Annotated in this window: 26 protein-coding genes and 2 tRNA genes; 12 read left to right on the top strand and 16 right to left on the bottom strand. The window is 47.7% G+C overall.

Translation table 11 applies throughout. The features are described from left to right. Positions 1–98 precede the first annotated feature (98 nt). From NWE92_01410 to NWE92_01400, 3 genes are all read right to left on the bottom strand, one after another. Entirely contained in the window at positions 99–686 is a 588-nt protein-coding gene (locus tag NWE92_01410; GenBank protein ID MCW4028290.1) for a hypothetical protein, read from the bottom strand. 161 nt (positions 687–847) lie between these two features. Further along, entirely contained in the window at positions 848–1,081 is a 234-nt protein-coding gene (locus NWE92_01405; GenBank protein ID MCW4028289.1) for a hypothetical protein, read from the bottom strand. Positions 1,082–1,096: 15 nt separating this feature from the next. Next, positions 1,097–1,765 carry a PAC2 family protein gene (locus tag NWE92_01400; protein MCW4028288.1) on the bottom strand — a complete coding sequence of 223 codons (669 nt, stop codon included), beginning with the start codon at positions 1,763–1,765 and terminating at the stop codon, positions 1,097–1,099. A gap of 130 nt (positions 1,766–1,895) precedes the next feature. Between NWE92_01400 and NWE92_01395 the strand changes: the two genes are divergently transcribed. Then, positions 1,896–1,971, top strand: a tRNA-Met gene (locus NWE92_01395). Here the strand turns inward: NWE92_01395 and NWE92_01390 are convergent. Continuing rightward, a complete protein-coding gene (locus tag NWE92_01390; GenBank protein ID MCW4028287.1) occupies positions 1,959–3,668 on the bottom strand; it encodes a right-handed parallel beta-helix repeat-containing protein in 1,710 nt (569 codons plus the stop codon). The two genes, NWE92_01395 and NWE92_01390, sit on opposite strands and share 13 nt — an antisense overlap. Then, positions 3,614–5,110, bottom strand: a complete 1,497-nt coding sequence (locus tag NWE92_01385; GenBank protein MCW4028286.1) for a hypothetical protein — start codon at positions 5,108–5,110, stop codon at positions 3,614–3,616. The genes NWE92_01390 and NWE92_01385 overlap by 55 nt, the downstream gene beginning before the upstream one ends. A 397-nt stretch (positions 5,111–5,507) precedes the next feature. Between NWE92_01385 and NWE92_01380 the strand changes: the two genes are divergently transcribed. The 5 genes from NWE92_01380 to NWE92_01360 all read left to right on the top strand — a co-directional run bounded on the left by NWE92_01380 (position 5,508) and on the right by NWE92_01360 (position 10,063). Next, positions 5,508–6,593: an inositol-3-phosphate synthase gene (locus tag NWE92_01380; protein ID MCW4028285.1), complete on the top strand. Its 1,086-nt coding sequence runs from the start codon at positions 5,508–5,510 to the stop codon at positions 6,591–6,593. Positions 6,594–6,712: 119 nt separating this feature from the next. Continuing rightward, entirely contained in the window at positions 6,713–7,489 is a 777-nt protein-coding gene (locus tag NWE92_01375) for an alpha/beta hydrolase (protein MCW4028284.1), read from the top strand. A gap of 102 nt (positions 7,490–7,591) precedes the next feature. Further along, the gene (gcvH, locus tag NWE92_01370; GenBank protein MCW4028283.1) at positions 7,592–8,011 is read left to right on the top strand and encodes a glycine cleavage system protein GcvH; all 420 of its coding nucleotides are present in this window, start codon (positions 7,592–7,594) and stop codon (positions 8,009–8,011) included. Between the two features lie 15 nt (positions 8,012–8,026). Then, positions 8,027–9,373 carry an FAD-dependent oxidoreductase gene (locus NWE92_01365; GenBank protein MCW4028282.1) on the top strand — a complete coding sequence of 449 codons (1,347 nt, stop codon included), beginning with the start codon at positions 8,027–8,029 and terminating at the stop codon, positions 9,371–9,373. A 132-nt stretch (positions 9,374–9,505) separates the two neighbouring features. Beyond that, positions 9,506–10,063, top strand: coding sequence for a flavodoxin domain-containing protein (locus tag NWE92_01360; GenBank protein MCW4028281.1), 558 nt, complete (start codon positions 9,506–9,508; stop codon positions 10,061–10,063). 72 nt (positions 10,064–10,135) lie between these two features. Here NWE92_01360 and NWE92_01355 read toward each other — a convergent pair whose 3' ends face one another. Next, on the bottom strand, positions 10,136–10,891 hold the full coding sequence (locus tag NWE92_01355) for a hypothetical protein (protein MCW4028280.1): 756 nt from the start codon (positions 10,889–10,891) through the stop codon (positions 10,136–10,138). 115 nt (positions 10,892–11,006) lie between these two features. Here NWE92_01355 and NWE92_01350 point away from each other — a divergent pair, with 115 nt between their 5' ends. Continuing rightward, a complete protein-coding gene (locus NWE92_01350; protein MCW4028279.1) occupies positions 11,007–12,203 on the top strand; it encodes an MFS transporter in 1,197 nt (398 codons plus the stop codon). Here the strand turns inward: NWE92_01350 and NWE92_01345 are convergent. Beyond that, on the bottom strand, positions 12,200–13,546 hold the full coding sequence (locus tag NWE92_01345) for a glycosyltransferase family 39 protein (protein ID MCW4028278.1): 1,347 nt from the start codon (positions 13,544–13,546) through the stop codon (positions 12,200–12,202). The two genes, NWE92_01350 and NWE92_01345, sit on opposite strands and share 4 nt — an antisense overlap. 122 nt (positions 13,547–13,668) lie before the next feature. Between NWE92_01345 and NWE92_01340 the strand changes: the two genes are divergently transcribed. Then, entirely contained in the window at positions 13,669–14,001 is a 333-nt protein-coding gene (locus NWE92_01340; protein MCW4028277.1) for a hypothetical protein, read from the top strand. Positions 14,002–14,305: 304 nt separating this feature from the next. Further along, positions 14,306–14,383: transfer RNA gene (locus tag NWE92_01335), tRNA-Val, on the top strand. Between the two features lie 54 nt (positions 14,384–14,437). On the opposite strand, the gene NWE92_01330 is transcribed toward NWE92_01335, so the two are convergent. Beyond that, positions 14,438–14,836 carry a hypothetical protein gene (locus NWE92_01330; protein MCW4028276.1) on the bottom strand — a complete coding sequence of 133 codons (399 nt, stop codon included), beginning with the start codon at positions 14,834–14,836 and terminating at the stop codon, positions 14,438–14,440. A gap of 448 nt (positions 14,837–15,284) precedes the next feature. Further along, positions 15,285–15,584, bottom strand: coding sequence for a hypothetical protein (locus tag NWE92_01325; GenBank protein MCW4028275.1), 300 nt, complete (start codon positions 15,582–15,584; stop codon positions 15,285–15,287). 294 nt (positions 15,585–15,878) lie between these two features. On the opposite strand from NWE92_01325, the gene NWE92_01320 reads away from it, so the two are divergent. Together NWE92_01320 and NWE92_01315 are read left to right on the top strand one after the other, a co-directional pair. After that, positions 15,879–16,301 (top strand): hypothetical protein, encoded by a 423-nt coding sequence (locus NWE92_01320; protein ID MCW4028274.1) that lies wholly within the window; start codon positions 15,879–15,881, stop codon positions 16,299–16,301. 128 nt (positions 16,302–16,429) lie between these two features. Further along, on the top strand, positions 16,430–16,615 hold the full coding sequence (locus NWE92_01315; protein MCW4028273.1) for a hypothetical protein: 186 nt from the start codon (positions 16,430–16,432) through the stop codon (positions 16,613–16,615). A gap of 47 nt (positions 16,616–16,662) precedes the next feature. Here NWE92_01315 and NWE92_01310 read toward each other — a convergent pair whose 3' ends face one another. The 7 genes from NWE92_01310 to NWE92_01280 all read right to left on the bottom strand — a co-directional run bounded on the left by NWE92_01310 (position 16,663) and on the right by NWE92_01280 (position 21,094). Then, positions 16,663–16,821 (bottom strand): hypothetical protein, encoded by a 159-nt coding sequence (locus NWE92_01310; protein ID MCW4028272.1) that lies wholly within the window; start codon positions 16,819–16,821, stop codon positions 16,663–16,665. Between the two features lie 65 nt (positions 16,822–16,886). Next, positions 16,887–17,639, bottom strand: a complete 753-nt coding sequence (locus NWE92_01305; GenBank protein ID MCW4028271.1) for a DUF2110 family protein — start codon at positions 17,637–17,639, stop codon at positions 16,887–16,889. Beyond that, positions 17,636–18,166 (bottom strand): HDIG domain-containing protein, encoded by a 531-nt coding sequence (locus NWE92_01300; protein MCW4028270.1) that lies wholly within the window; start codon positions 18,164–18,166, stop codon positions 17,636–17,638. Before NWE92_01300 ends, NWE92_01305 begins: the two co-directional genes overlap by 4 nt. Beyond that, positions 18,159–18,671, bottom strand: a complete 513-nt coding sequence (locus NWE92_01295) for a transcription factor (protein ID MCW4028269.1) — start codon at positions 18,669–18,671, stop codon at positions 18,159–18,161. Before NWE92_01295 ends, NWE92_01300 begins: the two co-directional genes overlap by 8 nt. 77 nt (positions 18,672–18,748) lie before the next feature. Next, entirely contained in the window at positions 18,749–19,327 is a 579-nt protein-coding gene (locus tag NWE92_01290) for a tRNA (cytidine(56)-2'-O)-methyltransferase (protein ID MCW4028268.1), read from the bottom strand. Continuing rightward, entirely contained in the window at positions 19,293–20,555 is a 1,263-nt protein-coding gene (gene hflX / locus NWE92_01285) for a GTPase HflX (protein MCW4028267.1), read from the bottom strand. Before hflX ends, NWE92_01290 begins: the two co-directional genes overlap by 35 nt. Next, entirely contained in the window at positions 20,549–21,094 is a 546-nt protein-coding gene (locus NWE92_01280; protein MCW4028266.1) for a multiprotein bridging factor aMBF1, read from the bottom strand. The genes hflX and NWE92_01280 overlap by 7 nt, the downstream gene beginning before the upstream one ends. An 86-nt stretch (positions 21,095–21,180) precedes the next feature. On the opposite strand from NWE92_01280, the gene NWE92_01275 reads away from it, so the two are divergent. Then, the gene (locus NWE92_01275; GenBank protein ID MCW4028265.1) at positions 21,181–21,648 is read left to right on the top strand and encodes a pseudouridine synthase; all 468 of its coding nucleotides are present in this window, start codon (positions 21,181–21,183) and stop codon (positions 21,646–21,648) included. Positions 21,649–21,669 lie beyond the last annotated feature (21 nt).

Raw genomic sequence — 21,669 nt, 5'->3', positions numbered from 1 at the left:
CAATCCCTCATCATACGTCACTAAACGACACCACAACAGTTGTCTCCCATATAAACCTGTTTACCACTATTTAACTAATTAAATTAAAAAATTCGGATTTACTGCGACAGAATCTCAAAAACTAGAGGAGGAACTCCGTTACGTGTCTCCAATGTCACAACCAACAAGGTTTCCAGCAGTCCCCTCCAGATTTCGCAGTCGTTAATGAAAGGGGTTTTAATTAGCAGGAACTTGTCCTTGACGTAGATGTCGCCAAATCCCTGTACCCGCAGTCGCCTAAAGATGGACTCCCAGTTCTCTGGTTTAGCTGCGTCCACGCCAAGTGTGGATTGAATAGAGACGCGAAGAGCGTTGCCCATTTTTTGGCCGATTTCGGGCCATTGCTCTTTGGGGATTTGCTGGGTGAGGATGTTTATCAATTCGACGTTGACAAATGCGATGCGGCTGATTCCACAGTAGTATTCGCCGGGGAAGTCCCAGTCTTGGACGTTGAGATTTCGGTAAATGTCAAGCATTTTAGAGATGAGAGGTTTGATGCCTGCTTCTTTGCCCTCACGAATAAGGGATTCGATAAAGTCGCGTTCGCTACGCTCTAAAATTATGGTGGTGCGTTTAATGTCGTCGCCTTTTTCAAGTATCATCGGAGGGCTTTTGTTGGTTTGCATACGACGTATTCTTTTAGCCATATGTAATATGCCTTCTGAATTTGAGGCGCATATTAGAAATCAAGATTTTGAGTTTGGTGGGAATGGTTAATAAAACAGGTGTGTCCCTATTGGAGCGCCGATGAAGAACGCTAAAAGCTGACTTTATGATGCACCCTAGGGTATCTGAGGCAAAAATTTTGTTAGGATATGACTTTCTTTTTGATGAGATAAACCAGCATGCCTATGCCTGCTAAGAAGAGAACCACACCGACTAATACGGATGCAACGTAGGCTCCGCCGTAATTGTCTGAGATAAAGTATGGTACATATGTTGGACCTACAAAAAGTAACAACGCAGTAATTACAAGTAAACCTATTCGGGTTGTTTTGGATTCAATACCGCCAACTTTAATGTTATCTTGGGTTTGTGTCATCCTAGCCAACTTCCACTACTCTTCTGGTGCATTGTTTTCTACAAAACCTTCTTTTATCTCTTTTCCCAAAGCCTTCATCAAAAACTTGAAAACCGTAAAACCAGCCTCCCGATCAGCCTTAAAACCCATGGTTGTGCCAAGTAGGCTGATGCCTTCAATTTTGCGTTCCTTGGCAAGCGCCAAGGTTAAGCCTGTTCCGCCGACGATGCGACCTTTGCTGTAGATGACTGCGCCTTTCTCCATGAATTCTGTGGCAAGTCTGGGCGAGGTTGCGGCTATGTAAACTTGGGTTTTCTCCTCAGTTATGGGAACACCGCCCATAGTGACAAGGAAGTGGCAGCCGATGGATTCCACAAAATCCAGCACCTGATCGCAGACATCATAATGTGCAACAACATCCTCGAAAGAGGGCTGGATTTCTCCAGTCATGATGACTAGGGTATTTTTCTCCATAGGAGCACAGTAGAATTCGTATCTTGGCAGGTGCGCGATGCCCTTGGTGGTTATGGATATGTAGTCAGGGAAGGATGGAGAGTAGAGTTCAGCGAAGGGTTTGGCGTCGCAGAATTTGATGAGCAGATGCGCGGCTATACGTCCGACGTTGCCAAAGCCGGGAAGCCCCTGTACAAAGATTGGATTATCTAGAGTGGGGCTGGATAGTTTTCGCAGATAAGGCTTATCCATCGTGAGCATCCTGTGCGCATACAGAAACATACTCCCACTAAAATGCTTTTGCCGCAACCACAAAACGAAACTATTAATATTCGACAACTGAAGATATAGGATACACCCACAAAAACGTGACGAAACACATAGCGGGGTGGGGTAGCCAGGATTAACCCGCTGGGCTCATAACCCAGAGATCAGTAGTTCAAATCTACTCCCCGCTACTAACAATCTTTCTCTTGGCTTGTTTTCTTCTACTGTTTAAAAATATAAAACCTAAAACAACTGAAACTAGGGCAACTGCGATTAGGATACTTGTTGTTTGTGAAGATAGCTGTAAGCCTGCTTGCGTTTGGGTCCCCGCTGAGAAAGGCGTAAAAATAACCTCGCCTAGACGTGGGTTGTATTTGTGGTCGTAGATTGTTTGGTTTATGGAAGCGGCATCAATTGTGCCCCACCAGTTGTCGGCAACCACTGTGTCGTTTATGCTTTCGAGCCTAAAGTTGTATTCCGCGTTGCCAAAAATGTCGTTGTTTATTATTTTTGGCGATGAACTATAATTGTAACATAGAATTCCAACTGTATTGTTTGAAATACTGTTCTCTTGAATGACGAGCGCGTTGGTAATGTTTGGGTCTGGCGGGTTGGGTATTGGAGCCCAGATTTTATTGATGTTTTCAATGCGTATTCCACAGTAATTGTTTGAGAGAGTATTTTTTGAGATGTTTATGCTTCCGGGATAGATGGCAATGGCTGTGTTAAAGTTGGTTATGTAGTTGCCAGTAATCGATGCTGACGAGTTTGAATAGTCGCTGCCGACAATTATTCCACATTGCCCCGCAACCAACATTTTCTCTGTTTTGTTAAAGGGGTTACTCCTTATTGGCGGGCTATTGTCTGCGCCTGTAATCCGGTTGTTTGATATATCGATGTGCACACCATAGGTTTGAATTGCTGTTTGGTCGGCGGTTACCTTAAAATCGTTATCCGATAGCGTAACCCATAGATCATTTATTTGTCCGCCTTTAATGCCAACGTTGTTAGTGGGGCCGTAGGTATAGCTAAATGCGGTTCCAAAGGTTCCAAATCCGCTGTAAAACATGTTCTGCAGAAAAGCAGGTGCGCCAGATATCAATGGAGGGGCAGAGAAGCCCATCGGATGTCCAACAGAAACTTCGCCCTTTAGGGTGTTGTTCCTAAAAGTTGATGACCCTTGATAAACCGACACTTGACCGTTGATGATGTTATTTGTAATAGTCGGTGACCCTTCTTGAACGGTGAGTTCGCCTATTTCGTTGCCACTTACGATAGCGGTCCCGTTTATGATGAAAAGTTTGCTGATTTGGCTGTTGTTACTAAATGTCGATGAGTTGTTCAGGACATGAACAGATTGTTCAAGTGAGGATTGGCTTATTCTTATGGAGGTACGAATGTAGAGGATGGTATTCACCACGGCGTTTTCTATAATGCAGCCGCTTTTTGTCTGCTCATTCCAAGCTTGGCTTTCCTTATCAAAGATTATGTGCGATACTGGGGGACCATGAGGGTAGAGGGGATTGTTCTTTGCCGGGTCGATTGATCCTTTGAAGACTATTTTGCTTTGATTTCCTCGTGCAATGAGGATTCCATTTACGACAAGTTGGTGATCAAAGAGGTCTACAGTTACTCCAGGTTCAATCGTTAGCGTTACCCCCGAGGGAACAAGCAAGTCACCATATAATCGTATGGGGCTTTGTTCCAAACTCCAAGTTGTATCAGAAGTTAAGCGACCCGTCACCGGCGAACCCTCAACAATAGAGCCACTGTCAACATAGCACAAAGGAAATGCAACTGTCAAAATTAGAAGCAGACACAAGAACGGACGCATCATTCCGATGTTCTCCGCAGTCGCCGGAATACGACCACAACTGTTGCTACACAAAAAATAGCCACCAAAGAAGCGATTATTAGCATCGGGTTAAAAATGGGTGCAGATGCAGATTCATTACCTGATGCGTTCCCAATGAAAGGAGTAAAGGTAACAATACCTAGTCGGGGGTCTTCGTCAGCATCGTATATCGATTTACTAATGGCATCCACATCTGTTGTACCCCACCAGTTGTAGGGAACAGCAAAATCAAATTTTCTGTTATCGCGTGACGACAGTTTAAGGTTGTATTCTGTGTTGCCGTAAATCTCGTTGTTGGTGATGTTTAAGGGTGTTTGGTAGTCACAAGAAACGATTTCGATGCCCACCGAGTTGTTGGCAAAAGTGTTTTTGTGAATATCTACGACAGCGTTTTCTTGAGGGTTATTGTATGCGGAATTAATTTTGATGCCGAGTGTGTTGTTGACAATCAGGTTTTGGGTGATTTCGGCGTTGGCGTGCTGGATGTCTATGCCTGTTTTACAGTTGGAGATGCGGTTACCAGTGAGAACGGCGTTTAAAGCAGTAGCGTTAGCGCTCTCATCTCCTTTAGCATTTATTGCGGTTTGGGCTTTGCCATTGCCGATAATTTCGTTGTTAACTATGTTAACAACACGAAATCCGCCTCTCACGGTGATTATCGGGTCATAGGACACGGTGAACAAGTTGTCTTTTAGGGTGACTGATGATGAACCAGCGCTCCAGTTACTTTTTGTTTCAAGATAATCAATAGATACAACACTAATGGGTGCGAAGAATTTGTTTTGGGAAAAAACTATCTCACCACTTATGCGGCCTACGTCTATCCTGCCATTGATGGTGTTGCCTGTCAAAGTTGGGGACCCACCATGCACCATTGTCCAACCGTTGATTATGTTATTTGTTAGTGTGGGTGAGCCGCCTATGAGCATTAAACCATTTATATTATTGTTAACCAACATGGCGGTGCCATCAAAAATGTGAATTTTTGCTATATCGTTTTGCATGAAGACGGAGGCGCCACTCTCAACTTCTATGTAGCCTTGAAGAGATGAATCAGTTACATTTATCGATCCTTTAATGTACATTTTGTTCGTTATATATGCGTGTTCGATTTTGCCTGAACTTCCAAGTGCAAAATAGAGTCTGTCTGGCGACGGCATATTTGCGTAGAGTCCACCAAGTGCGTACGAAGTGGTGAAAACAACGCGGTTCTCGCTTGTTCCAAGGGCATTAAGGGCACCATACACTTGGATTTGGTATTCTCGAAGATCCACGTTGACGCCGGGTTCAATTGTTAACGTTACCCCTGCTGGAATGATTAGGTTGCTATCTAAGGTGTGTCCGCTGCCTTGTGTCCATGTAGTGTCTGAATCCAGATCAGAGGCAGAATCATCATCCTCTGTTTGCGCAACAACAAAACCGAAAGAACACAACATTGCCAAAACTAATAGCACACAGATTAGCTGCCGACGCATAGCACCACAAATACAGGGGGACATAGGAGCCATTAATAGTTTTGCAAAAACACACGGTCAACAAGCTTCAAAAGAACAGCAGGTCAACTTAGTTTGGTTGGCGGTTGCTTTTTCTGTTGTCCTGCGCAATTCTTGTAAGCCCACTCATACGCAAACTTTCTTGGTGGACCTATTAGCATCCTATTAGAAACTCATTGCAGAAGCCTAAGAGGGGTAGGTCCTATTGACGCAGAAACAGCCCATTAGCATGTTCGAATCCAGTAGAAATCCCCTGCTTTAGGGGAGGGAAGGGGAGGAGTCTTTGAGGTCTCCTGTAGGCAGTATTTTTTGGGAAAAAGTTATAGCGTAGGTGAACATTAAGCCTTTTCAATCAGTCGCATTGGATGGTTACTGTTTCATGCCACAAATTCGTGTTGCTCTCGTCGGCGTTGGTAACAGCGCATCAGCCCTAATTCAGGGAACCCAATATTACAAGAACGCTAAAGAAGACGAAACCGTGCCCGGGTTAATGCACGTCAACTACGGCGGATACCACATCCGCGACATAGTCTTCGTCGCCGCTTTTGAAGTAAACAAAGACAAAATCGGAAAAGACCTCTCCGAAGCCATATGGATAAAACCCAACTGCTGCGAAAAATTCAGCGACGTCCCCAACCTCGGCGTCAAAGTTACCCCCGGCATAATCCTCGACGGCGTAGCGCCCCACATGCGTGAAACCTTCAACGTTTATGATGACGCAAAAACCACCAAAGAAAGCATCATCAAAACCCTAAAAGACGCAAAAGCCGAAGTCCTAGTTAACTATCTCCCAGTGGGCAGCCATGACGCAGTCCGCTTCTACGCGCAATGCGCCATAGATGCAGGATGCGCCTTTGTCAACTGCATGCCCGAATTCATCGGCTCAGACAAATCAGGCGAGTGGCCCAAAAAATTCGAGAAAGCGGGCTTACCTGTCCTTGGCGACGACATCAAAAGCCAAGTCGGAGCAACCATCCTTCACCGCAACCTCGTTCGGCTCTGCCTTGACCGCGGAGTCATTGTGGACGAAACCTATCAACTTAACCTTGGCGGCGACACAGACTTCCAAAACATGACCGTGGAAGGTCGCCTCAAATCCAAACGCATCAGCAAAACCGAAGCCGTCACAAGCCTCGTGCCCTACGCGCTACCAACACGCATTGGCCCCAGCGACTATGTACCGTTCCTTAAGAACAAGAAAATCTGCTATATCAGCCTCAAAGGACGCAAATTCGGTGACCGCCCCATAAACATAAGCGTTAAACTCGAAGTCGAAGACTCCCCCAACAGCGGAGGCGTCGTCATCGACCTCATACGCGCCGCCAAAATCGCGTTGGACCGCAAAATCTCCGGAGCCCTGCTCAGCATGCCGTCCTACGCGTTTAAGCATCCGCCCATACAGATCCCCGATAGCCAAGCACGGCAATGGACGGAAGAGTGGATCGCGGGCAAACGCGAACGCTAAACCCCTCCTTCCTTTTCTCGTCTTAAGCGACCCGCAGTAGGTAAACCAGAACAGGTTTTGGTTTTCCTTAAATCTTTTATTACATTTCAATGTTACTTGAAGTGTGATGGGGAATGGTTTTGGTTAAGAGGGGTATTTTCAGCAACGGCGTTCCCTACCTCCGCTTCGGGGAAGGCAAAAAAGTGTTGCTGATTTTTAGTGGCGGACCAGGAAATTACCTCGCAAGCCCAATGTATAAAGAATTCAATTTCCTCGCCAAACAGTATACCCTCTTTATGTTTGCTCGAAAAAGCAGCTTACCCAAAAACTACTCCACAAAAGACATGGCAGAGGACTACGCGAGGGTGATCGAAGACGAATTCAACGGCGGACCAGTCGACGTAATCGGGGAGTCTTATGGAGGATTAATCGCTCAGTACCTAGCCGCAAACCATCCCAAACTAATCCGGCGGCTGGTCCTTTTAATGTCGACTTATCGGTTCAGCCAAGAAGGCACAAAACTAGACATGCAGTTCGCGGAGTTGGCAAGCCAAGGAAAAACAAGAGCGGCGTTTAGAAGTTTAGCGCCTATGTTGAGTGGCAACAGGATAAAACGAAGCTTGTTTTCGTTTTTTATGAGCCTTTTTGCGTCAAGAATGTTTAGCAACCCAAACCCAGAGGATCTGATTGTGGAGGGCCGCGCCGAAGTCGCGCACAACAGCAAAAACCAGCTCCCGCGTATAGTGGTGCCTACGTTGGTGGTGGCGGGCGATCGCGATTTCTTTTGCTCCACAGAATTGCTCCATGAAACTGCTACGGGAATCCCCGATGCTAAACTGATAATTTATGAGGGTAAAGGGCACGAATCGCTGGGCAAACAGTTCCACCGCGATGTTTCGGCATTTCTAGGATGTTAACATGCAACTAAGACAAATGTATACAACAACCACCAAATATGTTAAATACTTTTAAGCTACAAAACCTAAACGGTTTAGCTGTCTAACTAGAAGGTTCATGTTATGGTAAAAGTGGAATCATACGAAGTCCCAGAAGGTCTGTATTTCTCTAAGGATTTTGAATGGATAAAAGTCGAAGGCGACAAAGTCCGCATGGGCATCACTGACTACGCCCAGAAATCTCTGCGCGAAATCGTCTACGCCGAATTACCCAGCGTCGGCACCGAAGTTAAGCAAAATGAGCCGTATGGCACACTAGAATCGGTGAAGGCAGTTTCAGATTTGATTTCGGCAGTATCAGGCACCGTCGTCGAAGTTAACGAGGAAGCCCAATCAAAACCCGAAAGCCTCAACGAAGACCCCTTTGGCAAAGCATGGCTTGTCGTAGTTAAACCCTCCAATTTGGAAGCGGACTTGGCTAACCTTATGGATTTTAACGCTGCAGTCGAGTGGCATAAAGCTCAAGCCGCAGGGAAATGTTAACTGAAGGCAACCTTGATGGCTAAACGCATACTCGTCATCGGCGCCAACGCCGCAGGGGTAGAAGCTGCCTCGGCGGCACGCAAAAAAGACCGCACCGCAGAAATCACGCTTGTCACGCAGGAAAAAAACGCAGGATACTCCCGCTGTGGGTTGCCCTTTGTCATAGGCGGACAAATTGCGCATTTTCAAGACCTCACCGTGTATCCGCCAGCGTTTTTCCAGATGCAAAAACTAACTCTGCGCACCGAAACAAAAGCCACAGCCATCAACACCAAAGAAAAAACCGTAACCATACAAACCAAAGACGGCGCAGCCGAAACCCTCGCCTACGATAGCCTAATAATCGCCACTGGCGCAGACGCGTTTATGCCTCCCATCAAGGGCAAAGAAAAACAAGGCATCCTAAGCCTTCGCAGCATCGAGGATGGAGAGAAAATCGAAGCCGCCCTGCAAGCAGGCGCGAAATCCGCAGTCATCATGGGTGCGGGTTTAATCGGCTTGGAGCTGGGTGTGGGGTTAATTGAGCGGGGACTCAAAGTAACCGTTGTGGAGATGTTGCCCCAGATTTTGCCGCAGCTACTTGATGCGGATATGGCTAAGCTGGTTTCAGAGCACTTAGAAGCCAAGGGCATGCGCATCTTAACCTCTAAAACTGTGGAAGAATTCCTCGGAGACAACAAAGTCACCGCAATTAGGGCAGGCGGCGAAGTCATCGAAGCTGACCTTTTCATTAGCGCTTTTGGCGTCCGCGCAAACACCAAACTCGCCCAAGAAGCAGGCATACCGCTTGGTGAAGCCCGCGCCATCAAAACAAATGGACGCATGGAAACTGAGGTTAAAGACGTTTATGCCGTGGGCGACTGCGCAGAAGCACACAACCTCATCACACACCACACATGCTGCGCCCAACTAGGAACCGTCGCAGTGCGGGAAGGCAAAGTGGCGGGTGCTAACGCAGGCGGCGGCTACTCTCTGTTCCCCGGCGTCATAGCCTCGGCAGTTACGCGTCTCTTTGAGGTAGAAGCAGGCAACACGGGTCTAACTGAAGCCTCAGCGGCACGTAATGGCATCGAGGTCGTCACAGGCGCCATTAGCAGCAAAACCCGAGCTGATTACTATCCCGATGCCAAACCCATCAAAATCAAGCTTGTCGTCGAAAAAGAGTCTCAGCGCATTGTAGGCGGTCAAGTCGTGGGGGGAGAAGAAGTTACCCAACGAATAAATTGCCTCAGCTTTGCCATCCAACTTGGCATGACTGTGCGGGAACTCGCCAAGGCAGACACTGCATATGCGCCGCCGCTTAATGAGACGTGGGAGCCGATGGTGTTGGCGGCTGAAATGGTACTTATGAAACTCCGCTAACTTGGGCAAACTGACTACCTTCTGAGGGGTACCCCACTCTTATTTTAATTATAAAGGGACTGCTCGCTGCTGCATATATTGCAACAAAAAAATTATATTAAATTAAAGCTAACTTGATTGCGAGGCAGAAAAATGAATACTCTTCTAGTTTATGGCACACGTTACGGCGCAACAGCAGACACCGCCAACGAAATAGCCAAAGTACTTCAAAGCGATGGCTTTGAGGTTAAGGTTGTCAACGCGAAAAAAGAGAAAATCAAAGACATATCCCCCTACGAACTCGTCATCGTCGGCAGCGGATTACAGATAGGAAAATGGACAGGAGAAGCCGAAGACTTCCTAAAAAAACATCAAAACGAACTAAACCAAAAGAAGTTCGCAATTTTTGCATCCACCATGAAATCCGTGTCTGAGCGTGAAGGAAAAACAGAAGACTTAGCAAAGGACCGCAAAATGAGCATCGACGACATAGTTGCCAAATATAGCCTCCACCCCGTAGCAGAAGGATTTTTCGGGGGAATCTTGGACTTCAACAAAATGAATTTTCTTTTCCGACGGACTTTTGGCATGATTAAGCCACAACTAGAGGCTGATGGCTTCAAAGAATCAGAGCCGGACGTGTATGATTTGAGGGATATGGAAGAAATCCGCAACTGGGCAAAAGAGTTAGCCGCCAAAGCGAAACAATAACTGTTTCGTTTGGTTTGCCCATTTTTTACGGTTTAGACTTCCGTCAAAAAATGTTTTACGGTCGTTAAGTCCCTACTGGGGAGGGGTTTCGTTTTCCTTATTTTCTACGTTTGCGGGCTCTGTTGGCTGACTTGGGTTTTCGGCGCTGGAGTTTTGAGTTTGTTGTTGAGATGTCTCTTGTTTCGTGCCGCTTTTCATTATGGGTATAATGAACTCAACCACCACCAGAATCAGGATAAGAGCAATAATCACAGGTAGCCCCCACGGGTTTTCACGCATAAACAGCGTTATCCAACCAAACCACGGAATACGCAACACCACACGACCCTCAATGAGTTCAGCTGGGACACCTTGACCAGTAGTCCAAAGCGTGTTAGAATCATACATTGAAACAGGTGGTACCTTGGGCCATTTCTGTTCGTTGCCGTCACCTTTGGTTTGGAAATAAAGCGTTCCGTTAATGTTTTCAACTGCAACGATGCGGTGCACGATTGGAGTGGCAGAGGGGTTGGTGGGGTTTTGATACACAATTATGTCACTGTTTGGGTAGTTGACGTTTAGTTCTTCGGGTTTGACGCCTTGAATGATAATTATGTCGCCTACATGCAGGGTTTGGTCAAAAGCGTGACTCCATCCATCGCAAAAGCCGCCTTCAGGCACACACATGCTGCCACTTTCCACCACACGAACAGGCACTTCTGTGTTGAGGACAAAGCGTAAGCCAACAAAAGCACCTAACACAATGCCAACGATGATAACTATGACTACTATCGACTTAACGTAATCGTTGTGGCGTAGCGATGTAGTGATGTCTGACATGTAGCTCAACTGCCCTCTGTATAGAGATACCAATCATTAATAAACTGAGTTCCTTTGATGAGTTCAGTCCCATAGGCAGCAAACAGATAATAGCCGCTATCACGGTTGGTTTTCGGGCAAACAAATGCTTAACACAAAAACAACCGTCAAAGCATTCTTTGTTATTCTATGCATAATGGGGTTGTTTGCCATTTTGAGTTCAACGATGTCTAAAAACCCTGTTCTAAAACCGTTTGCCTCAAGCATCGGAACACCCGACGACTTACTGGGCGTGGTCGCGGCAGCCTCAACAATCCCCGGTATACTAATCAGTTTACCCGCAGCCTCGCTATCCGACATCTTGGGCAGACGCAAAATGCTCCTCGTCTCCGCCTTCATTTTTGCCTCGGCACCCTTCCTCTACTTGGGGGTCACATCATGGTGGACGCTGATGCTGGTGCGGTTCTATCACGGGTTTGCAACCGCGATTTTTATGCCCGTAGCCGAAGCCGCCATCGCAGAATTGTACCCTACAAAACGTGGCGAACGCATCTCGCTCTTCAACTCCGCAACCGCCGTCGGCAGAGCTTTAGCGCCGTTTCTTGGCGGCTACATACTGTTTGCGACTAATGAGAGCTTCTTTTCACTCTACGTTTCAGTGGGCATCGCAGGCGTAACAGCGTTTGCAATAGCCCTGATTTTCCTCGCAGAAAAAAGAAACCTCAAAGATGCGCCAAAAGGGGTTGAGCGGTCTACCCGAAGAATGTTTAGCGGCTGGCGCACCATCATAAAAAACACGCCAGTGCTAGGCGTTAGTTTTGTGCAAGCCAGCCAATATTACGTGTTTGGCGCAGTCGAGTTCTTTTTGGTAGGCTACCTCACCGATGTGGTTGGGCTGAACTTGTTCTATATTGGAGTAATCACGGGCAGCCAGATCGTAGCCTTAGTTATTGCGCGTCCCCTCATTGGCAGAGCCTCTGATAAGCTGGGCAGAAATAAACCCATCTTAGCAGGAATCATAGCAAGCTGCATAATCATTGGAGCCATCCCCTTTACCACGGCGTTTCCAGTGTTGCTTGCGCTTGTAGTAACCTACGGAGTAGCCTTCGCCGCAGTGCTCTCATCCACCACACCCCTCGTCGCCGATTTAGTTCCCGCAACGCTGGTAGGCGCGTCTATGGGGTTCTTATCCACCATGATGGATGTAGGCCAAACCCTAGGCCCCATCATCTGCGGAGTAATATTTGCCACGTCACTGCGCTACGCAGGCATGTTCCTCTCGCTTAGCGTCGTCTTAGCGGTTTCAGTGGCAGTGTTTCTGCTCACAAAACGCCGAGTTTAGCTTTGAAGCACCATAACTAACCAGCCAATAGGCTTCTTTAACACCCACACCAGCAGCGGCCACGCCAAACCAAACACCAACAACACAAAGGCAACGTTGTGGGCTACCCCAAAAAAGCCCATGTCCAAAGGAGCCGAGTAGACATCGAGGGGGAAATAGTGAGCGTTGGAATCTACTTCAAACGCGATAAAGCCGCTCCACGCCATAAGAAGCTGAATGCTCCAAACAAGCGAAGCTAAAACCAAGCTCAGTCCTGCCCCGACAGTCAAGAGCCCCAAAGTCTTCTGCCGCAACCGAGGTTCTGCAGTTTCAAGCATTAGGCTGCCTTTGTCGGCTATGGATGCCGCGAGGAGGCAGAAGAAGGGAATGGTGAAGTAGTTGTATTTGAAGGCGCTCACGTAGGGCACCAGCAGATGAAACCCAAACACCAACAGCAAATCCAACCCCATGATGGTTGCGATGGTGCCGAGGCAGACGGCGTCGGGCCATCGACGTCCTCTAAGAGCACGCCCAAACAGCACCGTAACTGATAGAGCCAGTAGCGCCGCTAAAAACAGGTACCAGCCGCCGCCTTCTATGAGCAGTCGGGGTAGAAACAGCGGGTTAGGGTCAGCGATGAGCACGGGGTGGGTGAAGTCGCTTGTGAAGTAGACTCCCCAAAAATGTTGGTTAGCAAATCCCCCAAACCAAACGGCTTGCAAAATGGCTGTGGGCGCCAAAAACATCAGAACCCTTCGCAGGGTCACTTTGAAGGTGGCACGTTGGAAGAACACAATCAGCAGCAACGGAACCAGCATAAACACGGCAAAGAGCTTAATCAAAAACGCCACCCCAAAAAGCATCCCCGCTGCCAGCAGTTTCCGATCAGAATTCTGCCGTATTGCTATGATGGCTACGGCTAAGAAGAGGAGGCTAAAGAAGAGGCATTGGTTGTCGATTAGGAAAATCTTTGAGATGTAGGCATGCCATGGCAAAACCGCAAAAAGCCCCGCTGCCACCAACCCTGTACGTTTCCCATATAGCAGGTTGCCCAGGACATAGACGAGTGCGACGGCGGCGACTCCAAACGCGGCGGAAATCCACACGCCCACATTGTAGTCTGCTCCGAACGCCAGAAAGAGGGGTGCGTCGAGGTAGAAGCCCAGCGGCGGCTGATTGATGATGAGCCCTGTGGTTACGGTTGGGAAGCCGTGGTTTAGGATGTTTTGGGCGGCTTCAAATTCAAGTTGGCTGTCCCAATTTGTGTAGCCACCCATTGAGACGGTGATGAGGAGGGCTGCGGTTAATATGATGATTAACTGGTAATGCCTCTGTAGCAGCGCCCCTAGACTTTGCCGTTCCAACCCGTCACCCAACAATAGGATACGACAAGCTCATTTTAAAATTATCCACAACCCAACCAGCCCAGAGGCGTCTGGCACCCAAAATCATATAACCAAACCAAATCCAATAATTTTGAGCAGTAATGTCTCACACCAAACCTTCCCCATTAATCTACGGCATAGTCGTCTGGATGATAATCAACATCGGCTTAATGGCGCTGTTGATTCTAAATGGAGACGTGGAGGACCTCAACAATTGGATAGAAATCGCCTTATGGGTGGTCTCAATCGGCGGCGTGTTGTCCTGCCGAAAATGGGGCGTCGCCTTTGCCATATTCACCTTAGGCTACACAATGAGTACCAGTATGGGGATTTTGATTTACTATCAGGTCTGGATAAACGCCTTCCGCGTCATCATAAACATCCCCATCATCATCTACCTGTTTCGGGAGCTTATGGCGGGCAAATTCAAGTAACCCACCAGATTGCTCTTTAACTACTGGTTTTCAACATGCTAATGCGCTTGTTTTCCGCCAATACGTACCTACCCCCCTTAGGGTTCTGCATAGAACCTCTAATAGGCTCCAAATATACCCGCTTAGCCCCTCCCCTCTATCGTTTCAGCATACCTTGGATATTAGCATCCAAATAGGCGCCAAATATGCGATTTAACAAGCCAAGAATCGCCAGATACGGCGCCAGAAAACAAAATTCTAATATTAACCGACGCCATTTTCTTTCAAGCACCTTTAAATCAAGCCTCACCGTGAGGTTTGCAGGGGGCCGGTCGTCTAGCCTGGTTAGGACGTTGGCTTTACGAGCCAAAGGTCGCCGGTTCAAGTCCGGCTCGGCCCACCATAATTTTACAAAAGGCGCTTGAATTGCGCTTGTTTTAGCACTCAATAGGCGTAGCTAAGCACTCAACAAATTACGGCGCTTTAACACTAACGCAACGGATAGCACTATCAGGCATAATGGTAAAAACGCTAACCATGACAACTCTGGCACGGTCGGGCTTGGAGTGGGGCTGATAGTAGATGTTGCTTGTGTTGGGGTTGGTGAGGGGGAGGGTATGACTGGGCTGGGGGTTGTTATTACTTGGGCTGCTGTAAAATAAGTGGTTGAATCTAGGGTCGCATTGAACGTGGACTCGCCGTGAACATGAATATAGTGTAGACCTTCAGCCAAAGTTGGAAGAGTACAGAGGGCAATCTCATAGTGACCTGGACCATGATGGCCATCTGCATATTGGCGAATTATTGTTAGGGCTACATCCGACTGGTCATCTAAGCTATAATTGAGCCAGCTCATAGCCTCAAATTCGAACGCGTAATTATATCTCGACAGCACTATTGTCACATTCAACAGATTGCCCGATTGATTATAGACGCAATTATTTGCGGGAGATACGATTTGCATAACTGGTGGCGGCTCATGAAAATTGGCGGTAACAGGTCTTGAGGACATAACACTTAAGATAATTACAAGGCTCAGCAGAATTGTCGCGATCCGCCCCAGTTTCAATCCTGTCAACTCCGTGGGACCAATGGACTTACAACTAAAATCACAATGAGCGGTAAGCGTAAGCGGCTGTTGGCTTCACCCATAACCGTTCTTAGAGGCTTGTAGCGATATTAAATTTACGCGCAACACACCTAAGGCCAAGGACACGCTGGTCGAATCCGATTTTAAGTCGTCGCCAGTTGGCTTGCTCAAGTGTTACCTTATTGTTCTTGCCAGAGGCATAACGTTATGGAGATTACCTTGTTACTAGTGCGATGATTGCGCCTAGACCGATTAGCCATGACCCCCACCAAGCGCCAAAAAGCCCCGCCACGATTGCCAAAATAATTAACCAAAGCGCGACCCCAGTATTATTAGCCCATCTGGATGCGCTAAGAGCTAATATGCCGATAATCAAAATCACAAGCCCCCACCAAAAAGCCGCCAAAGCATACAGCGGATACCAGATTAAAACGAAAATCCCCAGCATCGCTAACCCGCCTACAATTATTAGAGTTATGCTACCAATCATAGCTAGCGCGAGACCGATGTTCATTGTTGAAGAAGTTTGTTTTGAAGTTGAAGTATCTGAGGAAAAGGCAGTTCACCTCCTGATAGAGCAAAAATTAAACCGATTGAGGATTGATTGTTTCTTTCCTTGCCTAACCAAAAGGGGATTTTTTAAGAGTTTAAGGATATGTGACTGTGCCTAGCAACGCACGAATGAACCCCGCCATATGAAGTCTGCTATCTTGTTTTGTTCCAAAAATTGGACGCGACGTTCGCGGGCTTGGTGCTAAATAAACCCTTCAACTTAGCGTCTAACAGCAAACAATCAGAAGGAAAAAAAATGAAAAACAAAAACTTAGTCGCCCTCTCCCTCATAGCCACAGTACTCCTTTGCGCAGGATTTGTTTCTTTGGCAGCCGCCGAAGATACAGTTCCTGAACCCGCCACCACCACAACCGAGGCGCCCCTCATCGCGCCAGCACCTGATAGCGGAGACACATCTGACGCTACACCCCTACCAGACCATCTCGCTGACAACTCAACTTCAACCGACGACGGCAACCAAACCTACTACACAATGGATGGAGAAAAAGGATACACTGACGAATCTGCACAAGGAAACCTAATCGCCACCCAAGACACAGCATCAACGGGTCCTGACTATACCCTAATTATTGCGGGTGTTGCAGTGGTTTTGGCTATTGTTGTGGGCGGAGTAGGCGTAGTTTACCACCACAAAAAAACAAGCCAAACCGAAGCATAACAAATTTCTGTTTTTATTTTCCCCAATTTTCTTTTTCTATTTTAGTTGTTGGCTGGGTGCAGTCACACATTTTTAAATGCCATAAAAACGCCCTATGCTTAGTGCCTGTTTTTGTTGGAGGTGAAAGCGTGTCTGAAGAGAATAAAGCCAGCGATTATGAGGATGAAGGGTTGAGAAGGACTGCGCCTAGGGTGACGGTTCCTGACCCGGAGATTACTAACGAAAAAAAGTTTAGGTGTCCCATAGACCAGCAGGTTTATGATAACCGGGAGGACTATGAGGCGCACTGCCATGAAGAGCACGATGTGCTCTAACCGCTTAATACCAACTTATGCGTCTGAGAACAGTGGCGTAGTGGACGTTATCTGATAGCTTCGTCTAGTTTGGAGTCGCGTCGTGTGCGGGTTACTTCTTTGAATAATTCAAGGCATTCTTCTTTGGTTGGTGCTTCAATGCCTATGCTACCATAGGCGCCGATATCTATTCGGTATTTTTTTCCTCTCTCATCAATTTGGCTCATGAGCCCCTCTCCCTCTTTAATTAGAGTTCTACTATCAATGATCATTATTATAAGGTTAATTCCTGTTAACCGATAACCCCGTAGCTCCGTTTTGCGTTAAAAACCACAAATATACCATAACGCATATAACGCCCAAGCCGCGAAACCAACCCAGCCGCATCCGTTCCCAACTTACACGTCAACGCATACTCAAAGAGCCCCAAAGGCTCCACCGAAATAACGTCTCGACTAAGATGAGTCCGTTCCAAAACGTCATCAACCGTCTCCTTGGAGACAGCCAAGACAATAAGCCTATCTAAAAGAGACTGCCGCCAACCAAGCAACTTTTCAACTTGCTCAGGCGCCAACTCAGCCGACAAACCCAACTCGCCTTTAGTTATCTTCACGTATATGGGTAAGCCTTCGGCTAAGGCGAAATTCTGCGCAATCCGCTTAAGATCAACTTTTTCGCCTCCAAACAGTTGTGTCCGCAGAGAAGCCAACGAAACAGTAGCCAAAGTCGGGGCGGGTTGAAGCACGCCTACATCAACTTTGAGTTCCTCTTTGGTCAGGTCAACTTTTGAGAGGTAACCCTTCAAGACGGCGCCGTCCTCTATGTTGTCGAGTGTGACGGGGCAGAGACCGATTTTTTTACGCAAAAAGCTGGTAGCGATGGCTTCGTCTTCGCCTGAAACGTAGACTTGGACCCAGCGGTTTTGGGGTGTGCCCAATATTTTGGCTTCTACATCTAACTCTGAGAATTCGTCTTGGAGTAGGGCGTCGATTTGTTTGATTTGGACATTGTGAGATGCTTTCACAAGCAGGGTTAAGTTGGTCATGGGGTTTCTCCTAGCATAGCCACTATCTCTTCATGGAGCTTTCTAACTCTTTCTGCCGCGGCAGGCTTGTTTTCCTTTTGTAGCCGCTGGATTTCCGCTTCGATAGGCACAGGGTCACGGTGTCCAACGCGTTTATCCGCGTAAGCCACCACCTTTTCCTCCAGCGATTGGGGGACATAGTTATCGTTTGGCCAACCTAACGCGGCGGCTTCATCTGCGGTGATGCCTGCACCGACATGCCGCTTGATGATGTTAACCACTGACTCAGGCAACCCCAGCGACTGCGCAAGTTGAGCGCCTACCACTGAGTGAGCGACGGAGTGGCTTTTTGCGCGTCCAAGGTCATGCAACATCGCGCCTGCCTGCACCAGTTCCGAGTTGATGGAGTAGCCCCGTTCTTGGAGTTTCTGGGCGATTTTTACTGCAAAATCTGTGACGCCTATGCAGTGGTGAATGACGGGGGTGGGGCAAAGGTTGGCGACTAAAATTTTGGTTGCTTGCTCCCTACTCGGAAGCGCCTCACTCACCGAGTTCCTTCCTTAGAATCTCGACTTTTTCAGAAAGCTTCACTATCATAACTTCGTTGCCATAGTGAACTAGGGGTTTGCCGCAGCTGGAGCAGTGAAAAACCAATTCGACGGCGTCCTCAAAGGGCACTCGTTTGCAGTCAGCGCAGCCGCAGAAGTAGAAGTCATGGTTCTTTTCGTATTCTAAGCGTACGTTGAGTTTTTCAAGTACGCGGCGTTTTTGGCTAAGTATGAATCCTTCCAACTGGTCAGGTTGGAGTTTCCAGTGAAAAATGAACCAGCCCGTTTTGGGGTCTCGTGTTCGGCGAAGGCTCACAAGCGAGTGATCGTAGAGTTTGTAGAGGATTTTGCGCACCGAGTTTAAGCGTATACCGGTTTTGTTGGCGATTTCGTCGTCAGTGATTTCTTCGACACCTTTGAGGTGCTCGATAAGTTTAACGGCGTCTTCTTCGCCGAGGGCCAAAGCAACTTTAGTTAAAGTTGCATCATCAATTGTCGATAACATAATCTCGGATTTTCCTTTTGACACCTATAATACTGCGACACGGTGCAATAAAACTCTTCTTACCCAAACTCTATAGATTACAGATGCGTCTTGATTTCTTTACCGCGATCTTTGGGAACAATTTCGATGCGTGCCTTGTCAAACGTTTTTGAGAGTTCATCCCCACAGAAATATCTGTCCAAAAAAATCGCCAAAGCAGCACATTCCGAATGAGGCTGATTCCCGACAGCCACATTAAAATCTGACACCTCTGAGGAGTAAAATTCGCCGGGAACCTTTTGGCTACCGACAAGCAACATCACGGGTCGGCTCTGCGCCTTGATTCTGGTCATGACATCGCTTGTCTGGATGTTTTCGCCATAAGCGGTGAGATGCACCACCACACCGCCGCTGTTTTTCCAGTCGCGTACTGCATGCTTCCAAGAGGTACCCATCTCGAAGTGGAAGTCTCCGCCCCAAGCTCGAGTGATTTTTGTCACGGTTTCCTCAAGGTGTGCATCAACTATGTCGGAGAGTATGAAACCCGAAGCACAAAGCGCCCTAGCGGTTAATGCGACATGCGTGGTTAAGCGTACGTCACGTTGCGGTCGGTGTCCCCAGCGTAGGACCACAATTTTGGGGTTACTTGGGGGCGGGGTTGGTTTGGAATGTTCCATTGAGTTCTTCCACTTTCCGTTTAACTTGCTCCACCACGGAGGGAGCCGCTTCAAAGACGACTTCTACATCGGTGTTGGTATAGTTTTCTTTATGAATATCGGTTTTCTGATGAACCCACGAGATGAAAGGCATAATGTTACCGCTAAGGGGTACGGTGAATTGGGCATGAATATATTTCTCGAGCACCCGAACAATGTGGCGTTTTAGTTCATCGAGGTTAGTTTGGCATTTAGCTGAAAGCAGAATCGGGTTTTTTATGTTTGGCTTGAGGGCACCCATTTTTTGGTCGCGCTCCTCTGGGTTTAAGAGGTCGATTTTGTTGAGCGCCGTCACCATAGGAATGCCCGAAGCGCCAAGCCGATCAATAGTCTCGAGGCACACTTGATTCTTCTTCTCAATAGTCTCTAGTGGTTCGCTGAGGTCAACGACAAGCACGATTAAGTCGGCGTATATGGTTTCTTCCAGCGTCGAATGAAACGCCTCAATCAAACCGAGGGGAAGACGATCAATGAAACCTACTGTGTCAGTTAAGAGAAACCTTCGCCGCGAGAACTCAATCATGCGGGTTTGGGTGGAAAGCGTGGTGAAGAGGCTTTTGTCCACCATTGCCTGCTCCGCGGTCAAGGCGTTGAAGAGGGTGCTTTTGCCTGAGCTGGTGTAGCCTGCCAGCGAGATTGTTTGGAACCCTAACTCGGTTCGTCTTTCCCGTTGGAGAATGCGTTTTTTTCGGATAACTGCAAGCTTTTTGAGGATGGTTTGGACTTGAAGTTTTATGGCGTCCTTATACACGTCTGCCTCATAAGCACCCAATCCCATAAAGCCAGGTTGTTCGCTGCCTTTAGATAAACGGACTTTTTCTCGGGCATGTTTAAGCTCATTTTTCAACGTGGCAAGCTGGATCTGCAATTGCGCCTCAGTGGTAGTGGCGCGTCGGTTAAAAAGCTCCAAAATCAGTTGGAAACGGTCGATGACTTCGACGCGGGTGGCTTTGGCAAGGTTGTAACATTGAAGCGTGCGCAGCTGATTGTCAAAAATAACCTTCTCTGCGCCTGTTTCCTCCACCAGCTTTGCGAGTTCCTCGACTTTTCCCGCACCAATCTGGTAGCGTGCATCGGGACGTCTGGTCTGCTCAAGGGTGCCTACAATAGTGTAGCCCGCAGATTGGGCGAGGCTTCTGAGTTCAGGCAGGCTGGATTCTTCACGATTAAGCCTACGCTGCGCTAGGATAGCTTTCGTTTACTGGGTGCCTCCTCTCCGCCTTTACCTAACTCGATGAGGTCCCCCAAAGTTAAACCGTCACTTGCCGATTTAGGTAAAGTCTGGACTTTTTCGTCAGCTATTGGCACCATCAACGTGATTTTGAGCGCGTGCTCTAATTTGTTGGCGAGCTGATTGTTAGGTGCGGCTTTGCCGGTTTCGATGTGACGAAGAAGGGAAGCCTTCTCATTGATTTTTTTGCCCAAATCCTCATGTGACAACCCAAGTTTTTCGCGTGCGTTACGGATTATGGTAGCGTAGCCATCTACGAGTTCAGTAGTGATTTGAACTTGAGCTACGGGCGGCTTACGTTGGATTGTTGGCAAGTGCATAGTGGATTTAGTTGGAGAGGGCTTCTGCGGAGACGAAACAAGGGTCGCTGCTGCTTCTTCGCGAGTAATAACTGTGCCATGTTTTGAGCAACCTACACAGACTGTAAGTCTGGCTCCTTCAATAATTGCATGTACGGGGTCAGTGTGGATTTTGCGTCCGCAGACTTCGCATCTCATTGTAAAACGTTCACCTTTCATTGTCTTTATAATATTGTTATGTTTATACTTGTCGAAACAACATCTACCACAACGATGATGAAACCATGGAGAATCAACTGGGCAAAATCCGAAGCATAGCAGATTACCAATTCGGCAAAGGCGTCGGCGCCAAACTATTTCCAAGCACAGTTCAAATCGTGCTCTCACCCCGAACAGGACGCATCCGATACATCAACCTCGACGGCGAACGCCTCGCTACCCTGCGACCCACCGACGGCGTGCTATCGCTAAGCATCAAAGCTGCAGAGACCATCGCAAAAAATATCCCCGAAGCCAAATGTTTTGTCACAGTCAAAAACGACGTGGCAGCTTACATAGCTAAAGGCGGAGACGTCTTCGCAGTCCACGTAGTCAAAGTCGATGACGAAGTGGGCGCTAAAGATGAAGTCATCGCAGTGGATGAGGACGGCAAGGTTTTGGCTGTTGGACGCACCCTGCTATCCAGCGCTGAGATGCGGGCGTTCAAAACTGGTGTTGCCGTGAAAATTCGACATGGCGCCGTGGAAAGTTAAATTTATCAAGTCCGTATACAA

The sequence above is a fragment of the Candidatus Bathyarchaeota archaeon genome, from assembly GCA_026014745.1.
Classification (GTDB): Archaea; Thermoproteota; Bathyarchaeia; order Bathyarchaeales; family Bathycorpusculaceae; genus Bathycorpusculum.
The sequence above is the reverse complement of the archived record's forward strand: the minus strand, read 5'-3'. Positions and strand labels throughout refer to the sequence as shown.

Excerpts from the sequence above, each read along its gene's own strand:
- NWE92_01365 (MCW4028282.1), top strand. The coding sequence starts at position 8,027 with ATGGCTAAACGCATACTCGTCATCGGCGCCAACGCCGCAGGGGTAGAA.
- NWE92_01330 (MCW4028276.1), bottom strand. The coding sequence starts at position 14,836 with ATGAGCTGGCTCAATTATAGCTTAGATGACCAGTCGGATGTAGCCCTA.
- NWE92_01350 (MCW4028279.1), top strand. The coding sequence starts at position 11,007 with ATGCTTAACACAAAAACAACCGTCAAAGCATTCTTTGTTATTCTATGC.
- NWE92_01385 (MCW4028286.1), bottom strand. The coding sequence starts at position 5,110 with ATGCGTCGGCAGCTAATCTGTGTGCTATTAGTTTTGGCAATGTTGTGT.
- NWE92_01405 (MCW4028289.1), bottom strand. The coding sequence starts at position 1,081 with ATGACACAAACCCAAGATAACATTAAAGTTGGCGGTATTGAATCCAAA.
- NWE92_01310 (MCW4028272.1), bottom strand. The coding sequence starts at position 16,821 with ATGAGCCAAATTGATGAGAGAGGAAAAAAATACCGAATAGATATCGGC.
- NWE92_01410 (MCW4028290.1), bottom strand. The coding sequence starts at position 686 with ATGGCTAAAAGAATACGTCGTATGCAAACCAACAAAAGCCCTCCGATG.
- NWE92_01340 (MCW4028277.1), top strand. The coding sequence starts at position 13,669 with ATGTCTCACACCAAACCTTCCCCATTAATCTACGGCATAGTCGTCTGG.
- gcvH (MCW4028283.1), top strand. The coding sequence starts at position 7,592 with ATGGTAAAAGTGGAATCATACGAAGTCCCAGAAGGTCTGTATTTCTCT.
- NWE92_01360 (MCW4028281.1), top strand. The coding sequence starts at position 9,506 with ATGAATACTCTTCTAGTTTATGGCACACGTTACGGCGCAACAGCAGAC.
- NWE92_01275 (MCW4028265.1), top strand. The coding sequence starts at position 21,181 with ATGGAGAATCAACTGGGCAAAATCCGAAGCATAGCAGATTACCAATTC.
- NWE92_01290 (MCW4028268.1), bottom strand. The coding sequence starts at position 19,327 with ATGGAACATTCCAAACCAACCCCGCCCCCAAGTAACCCCAAAATTGTG.
- NWE92_01295 (MCW4028269.1), bottom strand. The coding sequence starts at position 18,671 with ATGTTATCGACAATTGATGATGCAACTTTAACTAAAGTTGCTTTGGCC.
- NWE92_01380 (MCW4028285.1), top strand. The coding sequence starts at position 5,508 with ATGCCACAAATTCGTGTTGCTCTCGTCGGCGTTGGTAACAGCGCATCA.
- NWE92_01305 (MCW4028271.1), bottom strand. The coding sequence starts at position 17,639 with ATGACCAACTTAACCCTGCTTGTGAAAGCATCTCACAATGTCCAAATC.
- NWE92_01280 (MCW4028266.1), bottom strand. The coding sequence starts at position 21,094 with ATGAGATGCGAAGTCTGCGGACGCAAAATCCACACTGACCCCGTACAT.
- NWE92_01400 (MCW4028288.1), bottom strand. The coding sequence starts at position 1,765 with ATGGATAAGCCTTATCTGCGAAAACTATCCAGCCCCACTCTAGATAAT.
- NWE92_01325 (MCW4028275.1), bottom strand. The coding sequence starts at position 15,584 with ATGAACATCGGTCTCGCGCTAGCTATGATTGGTAGCATAACTCTAATA.
- NWE92_01320 (MCW4028274.1), top strand. The coding sequence starts at position 15,879 with ATGAAAAACAAAAACTTAGTCGCCCTCTCCCTCATAGCCACAGTACTC.